Annotated in this window: 11 protein-coding genes; 3 read left to right on the top strand and 8 right to left on the bottom strand. The window is 58.8% G+C overall.

What is annotated here, in order from left to right; translation table 11 throughout:
• The first annotated feature begins 93 nt into the window (after window positions 1-93).
• Window positions 94-588 (top strand): hypothetical protein, encoded by a 495-nt coding sequence (locus HGP17_RS32405; RefSeq protein ID WP_168815945.1) that lies wholly within the window; start codon window positions 94-96, stop codon window positions 586-588.
• 90 nt (window positions 589-678) lie between these two features.
• Here HGP17_RS32405 and HGP17_RS32400 read toward each other — a convergent pair whose 3' ends face one another.
• The 7 genes from HGP17_RS32400 to HGP17_RS32370 form a co-directional block, all read right to left on the bottom strand.
• Window positions 679-1,170, bottom strand: coding sequence for a copper chaperone PCu(A)C (locus tag HGP17_RS32400; RefSeq protein WP_168815943.1), 492 nt, complete (start codon window positions 1,168-1,170; stop codon window positions 679-681).
• A gap of 78 nt (window positions 1,171-1,248) precedes the next feature.
• Window positions 1,249-2,616, bottom strand: a complete 1,368-nt coding sequence (locus HGP17_RS32395; protein WP_168815941.1) for a nitrilase-related carbon-nitrogen hydrolase — start codon at window positions 2,614-2,616, stop codon at window positions 1,249-1,251.
• A gap of 3 nt (window positions 2,617-2,619) precedes the next feature.
• Complete coding sequence (locus HGP17_RS32390; protein WP_168815939.1) at window positions 2,620-3,168, bottom strand: TetR/AcrR family transcriptional regulator; 549 nt, start codon at window positions 3,166-3,168, stop codon at window positions 2,620-2,622.
• A 166-nt stretch (window positions 3,169-3,334) separates the two neighbouring features.
• Window positions 3,335-3,673 carry a carboxymuconolactone decarboxylase family protein gene (locus HGP17_RS32385; protein WP_168816025.1) on the bottom strand — a complete coding sequence of 113 codons (339 nt, stop codon included), beginning with the start codon at window positions 3,671-3,673 and terminating at the stop codon, window positions 3,335-3,337.
• Between the two features lie 120 nt (window positions 3,674-3,793).
• Entirely contained in the window at window positions 3,794-4,405 is a 612-nt protein-coding gene (gstA, locus tag HGP17_RS32380; RefSeq protein ID WP_168815937.1) for a glutathione transferase GstA, read from the bottom strand.
• An 83-nt stretch (window positions 4,406-4,488) separates the two neighbouring features.
• Complete coding sequence (gene yghU, locus HGP17_RS32375) at window positions 4,489-5,355, bottom strand: glutathione-dependent disulfide-bond oxidoreductase (RefSeq protein WP_168815935.1); 867 nt, start codon at window positions 5,353-5,355, stop codon at window positions 4,489-4,491.
• Window positions 5,356-5,533: 178 nt separating this feature from the next.
• Window positions 5,534-6,622, bottom strand: a complete 1,089-nt coding sequence (locus tag HGP17_RS32370; RefSeq protein WP_168815933.1) for an NADH:flavin oxidoreductase — start codon at window positions 6,620-6,622, stop codon at window positions 5,534-5,536.
• Between the two features lie 144 nt (window positions 6,623-6,766).
• Between HGP17_RS32370 and HGP17_RS32365 the strand changes: the two genes are divergently transcribed.
• Entirely contained in the window at window positions 6,767-7,675 is a 909-nt protein-coding gene (locus tag HGP17_RS32365; protein ID WP_205926227.1) for a LysR family transcriptional regulator, read from the top strand.
• A gap of 235 nt (window positions 7,676-7,910) precedes the next feature.
• Window positions 7,911-8,492, top strand: a complete 582-nt coding sequence (locus HGP17_RS32360) for a protein-tyrosine-phosphatase (protein ID WP_168815932.1) — start codon at window positions 7,911-7,913, stop codon at window positions 8,490-8,492.
• Window positions 8,493-8,632: 140 nt separating this feature from the next.
• Here the strand turns inward: HGP17_RS32360 and HGP17_RS32355 are convergent, their stop codons facing one another.
• Complete coding sequence (locus HGP17_RS32355) at window positions 8,633-9,400, bottom strand: DJ-1/PfpI family protein (RefSeq protein WP_246704313.1); 768 nt, start codon at window positions 9,398-9,400, stop codon at window positions 8,633-8,635.
• Window positions 9,401-9,402 lie beyond the last annotated feature (2 nt).

Genomic DNA, 9,402 nt, shown 5'->3' with positions numbered 1-9,402 from the left:
GATACCATATTCTCCTGTTGGCCACCGCAAGATCTATTTCTTGAAAGCCGTCGATAAAGCTTGCTGACTAACTTACGTTCAAACAAGGGATCGATGACCATGTCTTCTTCACGGAAAGAGTTCGCAGAGCAGGCGTATCAGGCGTGGGATTGGGATAACTTTCAGCAAGTATCGTTCATTCCGGACCGCCAGCAGATCAATTTCGATGCCCCTCTTTCCGTGTGTACTTTCGGCACGGACGATCCGAATTCATCTTCGAGATTCCAGATTCAATCCCCTTCATGGAATGGAGCAACGGATGTCCCGAGCATCGCTTTGTCGCCTGTCTACGATGTGGGTCCAATGTCGATTGGGACCAATGGGTTTGTGGTGCCGAGCGTAGTAGAGGCAGAGGAAAACCGAGATGCTGCCGGCCAGCCTGTTGTAAAATTCTACGTCCAGACCGGTTTATATGCCCCTGGGACCATTCACGACATCGCGCCTTCCAGCGCGAACCCGGTGCAGACTGATTTCACGCTATCCTACATAGTCGACAGTCCTGACGCTGCGCCGAACGGCGTGTGGACAATAGGCGTTCAGAGACGATGATTTCTAAGCGATGCCAAGATTCGTGATCCCTCAACAAGATCGAGGACGACGGGCAAGTGCGCCTACCCACCTTACGATGAGAAGGCGATATCAGGGCCTGTCCGCGCTCGAAGCTGCAACGACGAGATCGACCGTCAGCCTACCGGCTTTTTCAAAAGTCAGCGTCAGCGGCATATGCTCGCCGATTTCAAGCGGAGCCTTCAGGCCGGTCAGTATCACGTGAATGCCTTCATGGGGGAGATCGAGCGTCTGGCCGCCTGGCAGCACGATACCCCCATCGATTGCGTCGATCTGCATGACGCCGTGATCCACCTTGTGGCGGCGCAGCTCCACCGAATCCGCGATCCCGGGATCAGTTGCGACAACAACCAATCGGTCCTCCGCACCGGCATTCGCGATGGTCAGATAGACCTCTCCAAGCAGGTCAGGATCCCATTCGGATCTCTTGGGCTGGAAGCCATCTGGTGTCGCAGGAGCCCACGCATGCTGCACGGCGATCTGGCCGACACTGGCATTCTTCGCATGGGCTGCCGGCGAGGTTACGGAAAAAATGGCAACAAGCAGGAGAAGGAATCTGGTCATTTGATCAAGCGGGTGCATGGCCTCAAAGCATGAGTGATAGCTCCGTTGTCTCTTGGAAGCCAGCCGGGAAAAGCTCTTTCACGAATCTCTGTGCGCCTCGACGCGGACCGCGACCAGCGCAAACAAAAGCCCGCCCCATATCATGACCAGCGACCAGCCGAACGCATCCCCGTTTCGCGCATAAAAAGTCTCGCCGGAACCCATGGATATCATGCCGACAAGAGTGCCCTGATCTTCCGCTGAGGAGATATCGGCGACAAGCCGGCCCTTGGCATCGTTTAACGTGAGCCGGCCGTGACTGGCCACGCGGGCAATGGCAAAGCCATTTTCAACGCCTCTCACAACAGCCATCTTGCTGTGCAGGCTTCCATCCGCGACGAAATCCCAGGCCGGTACGAGCAACATGCCGATATGCCGTAGCCCATAGGTCCGAAGATACTGCGGAAAATCCATATCCTTGCAGATCGCGATCCCTATCCGATCGGTGCTCAACAGTTGCTTGCCGGGCACATAATCTGCTTCAAGGCCCGGAATGAGATGGTGCTTGTCGTATGTCAGCGGTGATTGTCCGACGCCGGTCAACTCCGCACTGTTTGAGCGCTGTCCATCGCTCATCGGGCGGTCGATGCCCGCAACGATCTTCAAGGACAAGATCTTCGACAGTTCCGCGAACGCTTCGGTCGGCAGGAACATTTTCTCCGGCATGACGACGTAGGCTGGCTTCATGCTCGCAAGCTGCTCGATCTTCTGACGGAAATCGGCAACGATCGCCTCGTTGCGAGCCGGCACGTCGGATGCCACGCCGGCAAGGGCGTCGTTGCTGACGAGCGCGATGCGAACAGGTTCGCCTTCCGGCTGTGCCAAGCGCCACGCACCAAACAGAAGCGCGGCAACGACCGGAACGATCCACGCGCAGGCGGCGAAGTGATCGGTTGGCCGGAGAATGAAGACCGCAATGCCAGCAGGAATGATGGCGGCAAGAAACCCAAGGCCCGGCATGCCTGCCAGCGATGCAATCTGCAGCAACGGCAGCACGTCCACCAACGTATAGCCGAGCGCGCCAAAGCTGCCATTCGGCGAGACATAGGAGTAGAGGAATTCGATTGCGGCGATCATGACCGCATAGGCGAAAACAGACAGGGTCGGGCTCTTCGGATAGAGAGCCCACATGAAAAGAGCCGACAGCGCAAAGAACAACGCTTGCAACGCGACAATCCAGTACACCATCGGAATGACGGTGCCGTAAAAGTAAAGTGGGCCTGCCTCGGCCATCAGACCGGTCAAACAGGCAAGTGTGAACGCGCTCAGTGCGCGCTTCTGTTGCAAAATCCAGATGAAAAGCGGCACCGGCCCCAGCAAGGCGAGATAGCCGAAATGTCCTGTATCTCGGCTGACCGCAAGAATGGCGCCGGACACCAGCGCTGCCATCATACCCCCCAATTTCATTGGCTATTCCTTGTTGAGAATCCCGGCTACGGCACGAAGACACATATTGTTGAAATCTTCACGAGAGAGATTGAAACGTCCGGAACGATGCATTCCGATCAGGCCTTGCGCGAGCGCCCAACACGCGATGGCCATCTCGAGCGGGTCTCCCTGCCGGATAGCCCCTTCTTGCTGGCCCTTTGCCAGGCGCGCCGTAAGCGCGCCAATGACGGGCGAACGTCCCGCCGTAAAGTCTTGCGGATAAATGCGCTCGGCGCGGGTCTTCAGAACGAATGCGGCGTCGAATAGCGCCGGCGAGCCCAAGGCAAACTCTATGAAGGTAAGGGTGACCGCATCCATCCAGGGACCCAGCTCATCCTCATGGATCTGCTGGACGCGCCTCTGCCATTCGGCCAATGCATGATCGCCAAGTGCATGCAGCAGATCCGCCTTGTCGTTAAAATGACGATAGACTGCCATCGGCGTGATCCCGGCCCGTTTGCCAACCGCGCGCAGGCTGAGCTTATCGAGGCCGACGGCCTGCAGCTCATCCAGCGCGCACGACAATATCACGGTACGAGTCTCCATGTATACGGCGTATACATGGAGACGAATGGCGTCAAGATGCTGTTGAAACTCGACCCACTGAACGGCGGTCGAAAATCCGGACAGATGCCGCTGATGCGGCGCGGCATCTGTTGAGCGCGGCTCGATTTATGATCGATAAGCGGGAGTGATGTCACGCATCCGTGGCGGTATCGAAAGCCTCGAGCGCACGGGTCGAATAGACCAGGGCGGCACCGGCGTTCATCGCAACGGCCACGCTGAGTGCTTCGGCGAGTTCTTCACGCGTGGCGCCGGCCTTCAGCGCCTCGCTGCTATGGATCGATATGCATCCGTCACAGCGCGTGGTCACGGCAACGGCAAGCGAGATCAGTTGCCGCATCTTTTCGTCCAGTTGCGCTGTCTTGCGTCCTGCGCCTGAAACGGTGAGGTAGCCTTTCACAGTGTCGGGCGACAGCTTCTGCAGCTCACCGACATTCCTGAGAAGCTGGGCGCGATTTTCATTCCAGTCCATTTTGAACTCCATCATTTGGCCGCCGGCATGGCGGGCCGTATCGAGATTGATATTGAGATGGGGCAGCACTCACCCCGCTCCGATGAAGAAGCCGAGGCTCCGGCGATCCGCCCCAGCCGCTCAGCTCAGGGAAATTCCTTCGGCCTCAAGCGAGGCCAGCACGCTGGGCCGCTTACCCATGCGCATCATGAACCGCTGGATCGCAGCATAGGGAGACAGATCTATGTTCACCCGGGGGGACCAGGTGAGAACATTGTAGAGATAGGCATCCGCGACCGAGAAACCGGTTTCCAGAAGGTAGTCGCTGCCGGAAAGATGGCCATCGAGATACTCGAAACGGGTGCTCAGGTTGCCCTCGATGAACCTCGCCTTCGAAGCGTCGTCCAGGAACGGCGAGAACAATGTCGCATAGCCCTTGTGCATGTCGGTTGCGATATAGTTCAACCACTCAAGGGCCCGATAACGCTGCGGTGAGCCCGGCGCAGGCAGGAGCTTGCGCTCTGGATTGTTGTCGGCGATCCATTGCAGAACGACCGCTCCCTCGGTGATGACGTCACCGTCGGCGAGCTTGAGCGCGGGCACGAAGCCTTTCGGCGTCACCTTGAAATAGTCGCCCTCGACAGTTGTTTTCGTCTGGAAATCGACCTTGACAAGATCGAACGTCTGCTCGGCCTCGCGCAGGGCGATCTGCGGTGCAAGTCCGCAAGAACCGATGGCATAGTAAAGCTTCATAACAACTCCATGATTGAGCCTGCGCGACTTCAATGCGCGCGTGGTTGGGAGAGAGCCCGAATTAGCGGGCGGGTGAGATCGCACTATCGAAGCAGGGCATCGAGATCGGACGCATGATGGCGTTCTGGCAGGAATTCACCGGGCGCGCCCGAGGTGCGATTGACGATCCTCCCCCGAGCCACCGCAGGCCGCGCGGCGATCGCGCGATACCAGCGCAGGAGGTGCGTGTATTCTTCGACGCCGACGAATTCATGCGTATTGTAGACACCGTAGAGACTGCCCGGCTGCCACGGCCAGACGGCCATGTCCGCAATGGTATATTGATCGCCGGCAAGGAATTCGTGGTGCGCGAGGTGCGTGTCCAGCACATGCAGCTGACGCTTAACCTCCATCGCATAGCGGTCGATCGCGTATTCGATCTTGATCGGTGCGTAGGCGTAGAAGTGACCGAGGCCGCCACCGACGAATGGTGCGGTCCCCATCTGCCACATCAGCCAGTTGAACGTTTCCGTCCGCGCGCGATGCTCCGTCGGCAGGAATGCACCGAATTTCTCGGCGAGATAGACGAGGATGGAGCCACTTTCGAAGACATTGATGGCGGTGCCGGTCGAGCGGTCGACAAGAGCCGGGATCTTCGAGTTCGGATTGACGGCCGTGAAGCCGCTTCCGAACTGATCGCCCTTGAAGATGTCGATCAGCCAGGCATCGTACTCGGCGCCCGCATGGCCGGCGGCCAGCAGTTCCTCAAGCATGATGGTAACTTTCTGCCCATTCGGCGTACCCTGCGAATAGAGTTGCAGCGGATGTTCGCCGATCGGCAGAGCCCGTTCGAACCGGGCGCCCGAGACTGGCCGATTGCTACTGCCAAAAGCACCGCCATATGTGTTCTTCTGAACCCAGACTTTCGGTGGCACGTAGCCTGCCGGCTGGTTTTCCTGAGGATTATTCATAAGTTGCTCCTTGCATCCCGGGCTCATCGGGCGTGCTTGAAAAGTTGCGTTTGTCTGGTGTGTCGTGCCGCGTTGGGCAGTCATCCCTGCCTTGATGCGAGGCGATGCGTATTAGGTAGTCGATGAGCTAATCGGGATAAATAGGCTGCATTTCCGAACATTGCGGACGAAAACGACTTCATGGGCTACCGGGTTGAACGAAGCTTTCCCAACCGCGCATATGATTGATGAAGCGTTCGCTGAGGCCGCCTTGGCGCAGGAAATCCGCCGTCACCGGAAGTGCCGGGCTTTCATGAAGCGGATTTGCCTTGACCCTAAGCGGGAAATCCCGCTCGAGAATGCCAGCGCGGCCTATCAGCACAAAGTCGCACCCCTCCTCCAAAAGCTGGGCGCAGCGTTGAGCGCTCATGATCTTTCCCGCGGTACCGACGCGCACGCCGCGGCGCGGAAGATCGGTAAAGACACTGAGCATGGTTTTTCCGCGGAACGTTCCCGTCCCCACGATCTGCGCCGAATCCCACAGCGCCAAATCGAGGTAATCGATCAACTCCCGCTGAAAAATCTCCGCCACGATCTCGCGCAACTCTTCCAGCAGCAAGCCATAGCGCTCGATGGAGAGGCGCCACCCGATCTGAAAATCCGGTCCGCACGCCCGACGAATACCGTCGATCACCTCGATGGTGAGACGGGCGCGGTTTTCGAGATTGCCGCCATATTTGTCCGTGCGGTCGTTCAACAACGGCGACATGAATTCCGAGAGTATCCATCCAAAAGCACCATGAGGCGCGACACCATCGAAGCCCGCCCGCTCGGCCCGCTTGGCGGCAGCAATGAAGCTATCGCGGATCCGCTCCACCTGCTCTGTCGTGAGTGCAGCTATGCCGGGAATCGTTCGGCCGGAGGCCGGGGATGGAACGCCGCCGAGCCGAAGATTGGCGCGATGCCCGGCGTGATGCAACTGCACGGATGACAGTGCGCCGCCTCCACGGATCGACGCGGCGATCTCGGTCAAACCGGGCAGCTGGTCATCGCTATGAATGCCCAGTTGCCGTGCGAAGGCAATTCCGCTCGCCTCCACATTCGTTGCGCAGGTGTGAACGAGCCCGTAGCCGGATTGCGCGACCTGGCGGATCCAATCCTGGTCGAATTCGCTCGCGACGCCATCAGGCTCACTTTGTTGATTGGTCAGCGGCGCCAGCATGAACCGATTCCGCATCGGCGGCCCATGCAGAAATGCGAGCGGCTCGAACAGGCTTGAAATGGACATGGGAAAATCTCCTATCGCCCGGACGTTGCACGATGGTCTCGCCATCACGACTGCGGCGAACCGGATGGCTTCCTCTTGACTAAAGGAGCTTCGTCCAGCGATAAACAGGCCGCTTTTCCGAACATTGCGGAGTAAAATGACTTCATGGGCATTCGGATCGAAAGTGTTAGCGCGATGTCGGCCTTTGTGCAGGCAGCGGAGCTGCGAAGCTTCAAGCTTGCCGGGCAGCAATTCGGAATATCCTCGTCAGCCGTCGGCAAGATCATCGCCAAGCTGGAGGATCAATTGGGTGTCCGGCTTTTCCACCGATCGACGCGCGCCATCAGGCTGACCGCCGAGGGCGAGATGTTCCTGGCTCGTTGCCGCAACGTCCTGTCCGAGCTGGAGGCAGCCGACGCGGAACTGGCGCACACGACGGCGGCTCCACGCGGACGGCTTCGCGTCGGCGTACCCTTCACGCTCGACCTTCTCACGCCATTGTTCGGTCAATTCATGGAAAAATATCCTGAGGTCGAGCTTGACCTCGACTTCAACGACCGCATGGTCGACGTCATCGACGATGGCTTCGACGTCGTGATCCGTTCCGGCGAAGTCAGCGACAGCCGTCTCATGCATGTGAAGCTAGGCGATTTCTCGAACCTTCTGGTTGCCGCCCCCAGCTATCTGGCCCGTGCGGGCGCGCCCCACATCCCCTCGGATCTGATGAAGCACCGCCTGCTGCATCACCGCTTCTACGAAACCGGAAAGCTGGGTAGCTGGGACCCGATCGTCCCCGAAGGCATGGTCCTGCCGGTGGCTCTGGCGGCGACATCCCTGGAACCACTCATCCGCTTGGCAGAAGCAGGCCACGGCATTGCTTGGCTACCCTATTTCGCTGTGGCCGACCGGATCAGAAGCGGGAAGCTTTATGAAGTGCTTCCAAATTCCGAGAAGCGAAGCCGCGCATTCCGCCTGCTTTGGCCCCGCAGCAAGGCCCCTCTACCGAAGCTCTCGGCCTTCGTGAAATTCATGACGGAATCCGTGAAAGGCGTCTTGCAGGACCATGGTGAGTGAACAGGCGACTATCGGCTGGGAAATCACAACGTGCCACGCCGTGCGGCAGTCATATCGGTTTGCTCGCTTGCACGGCTATACAACAAAAGGAACGGCAATCGCTCCGACGGTTCGTCGGCGTTGGGGACGGAGCGCGTTGACCTGCTGGACAAGTGGGCGCAGAAAGATGGCGATCCGGGACCGGGCGGTCGATCTCGGATTTGAGACAGCAAACCGCATATGGAAGTGAAGCAAGATGGAAATGATGCTCGCCCCCGAATTGACGATATGTGGGATTGAGGAGCTGCCGGCTCAAAGCTCGCGTCAGGTCACCCATGTCCTTTCGATCATCGACCCCGATCGCGCCGAGCTAACCGCCTTTTCGACCTATGGCGATCATGTCCGCACCACTCTTCGCTTTCATGACATCATCAGTCCGGTGCCGGGACAGATTATGCCGACGCCAGAGCATGTCGAGAAAATCTTGAATTTCGGGCAGTATTTCCATGATCGCAAGGATCTGGGCGTGCCGAGCCATATCCTCGTTCACTGCCACATGGGCGTATCCCGCTCGACGGCCGCGATGATGACCCTGATGGCACAGGCCAACCCTGACGCTTCGGCCGAGACCTTGTTCGAGCGTTTGGCGATCATCCGGCCGCAGGCGTGGCCCAATTCCCAAATGATCGCCTTTGCCGACGAGCAGCTCGGCCGAAAGGGCACTCTCCGCAGAGAGCTGGCGCGCCACTATGGCCGACAGCTGAAGAGCAAACCGGAATATGGCGACTGGATCACATCACTTGGTCGCAAGGCCGAAGTGGATATGGCCATCCTGTAAATCCAGCCACTGTCCTCGGCTCAGCGTTGAATGCCGCCTGCGTTGACGCCCGCCACAGCTCGAGGAAGGACGGTTCAGGCAAGGATCGGAAAGCGCAGGCTCGGTGCATCCGAATTGGAAAGACCAAGCCCGCGCTCCTTTTATATCTTCCTTGCCGCACGTTCGACAGCCGCCTTTGCCGCCTCGAGAGCGGAAGAACGGCGGCTGAGAACGGATGCGGCAAGCGCCGGGCCACCCTTTGCGGGTGATCCGGCATCGAAGGGTGGCTGCGGGTCGTATTCAAGCAGCAATTGGATGAACTTTGCGGTCTTCTCGTCACGAAGCCGTGCCGCAAGCGTCAGGCCAAAGTCGATCCCGGCAGTGACGCCGCCACCGGTAATCACATTGCCGTCCTCGACAACCCGCCTTGAGTCCGGCGTCGCTCCGAACTGGGGCAGGAGATCGCGCGTGTACCAGTGCGAGGTGGCACGTTTACCTTTCAACAGGCCGGCCGCGCCGAGCAGCAGAGATCCCGTGCAGACGCTGGTGACGAAACGCGAACGGCCGCTGCGATCACGAAGGAAGCCGACCACCGCGTCATCGTCCATCATCGCCGTCGTACCGCCGAGGCCACCGGGTACGAACAGCACATCGGCCTCTTCGGGGCATTGCGCAAACGTACTGGTTGGCGCAATCGTAATGCCGGTGTCCGTCCTAACCGGATCCATGGTCTTCCAGACAAGATGAACGTCAGCCATCATCATGTTGAAGCATGTCAATGGTCCCGCAAGGTCGAGCAGAATCATGCCTGGATGCACCAGCGCAATGACACTGAGACGCTTTTCGGTTTCGCCGAAGGCACTCGTTGCGCCAGCAACAAGTCCAAGCGAAGTCAGGGCAACCAGAGAGTTGAATTGTCTGCGATCCATTT

Source organism: Rhizobium sp. P38BS-XIX (assembly GCF_012641435.1).
In the GTDB taxonomy this organism is placed as follows: Bacteria; Pseudomonadota; Alphaproteobacteria; order Rhizobiales; family Rhizobiaceae; genus Rhizobium.
The sequence above is the reverse complement of the archived record's forward strand: the minus strand, read 5'-3'. Positions and strand labels throughout refer to the sequence as shown.

Coding starts and splice junctions, on each gene's coding strand:
- HGP17_RS32405 (WP_168815945.1), top strand. CDS start 94: ATGACCATGTCTTCTTCACGGAAAGAGTTCGCAGAGCAGGCGTATCAG.
- HGP17_RS32400 (WP_168815943.1), bottom strand. CDS start 1,170: ATGACCAGATTCCTTCTCCTGCTTGTTGCCATTTTTTCCGTAACCTCG.
- HGP17_RS32395 (WP_168815941.1), bottom strand. CDS start 2,616: ATGAAATTGGGGGGTATGATGGCAGCGCTGGTGTCCGGCGCCATTCTT.
- HGP17_RS32385 (WP_168816025.1), bottom strand. CDS start 3,673: ATGGACTGGAATGAAAATCGCGCCCAGCTTCTCAGGAATGTCGGTGAG.
- gstA (WP_168815937.1), bottom strand. CDS start 4,405: ATGAAGCTTTACTATGCCATCGGTTCTTGCGGACTTGCACCGCAGATC.
- yghU (WP_168815935.1), bottom strand. CDS start 5,355: ATGAATAATCCTCAGGAAAACCAGCCGGCAGGCTACGTGCCACCGAAA.
- HGP17_RS32370 (WP_168815933.1), bottom strand. CDS start 6,622: ATGTCCATTTCAAGCCTGTTCGAGCCGCTCGCATTTCTGCATGGGCCG.
- HGP17_RS32365 (WP_205926227.1), top strand. CDS start 6,767: ATGGGCATTCGGATCGAAAGTGTTAGCGCGATGTCGGCCTTTGTGCAG.
- HGP17_RS32360 (WP_168815932.1), top strand. CDS start 7,911: ATGGAAATGATGCTCGCCCCCGAATTGACGATATGTGGGATTGAGGAG.
- HGP17_RS32355 (WP_246704313.1), bottom strand. CDS start 9,400: ATGGATCGCAGACAATTCAACTCTCTGGTTGCCCTGACTTCGCTTGGA.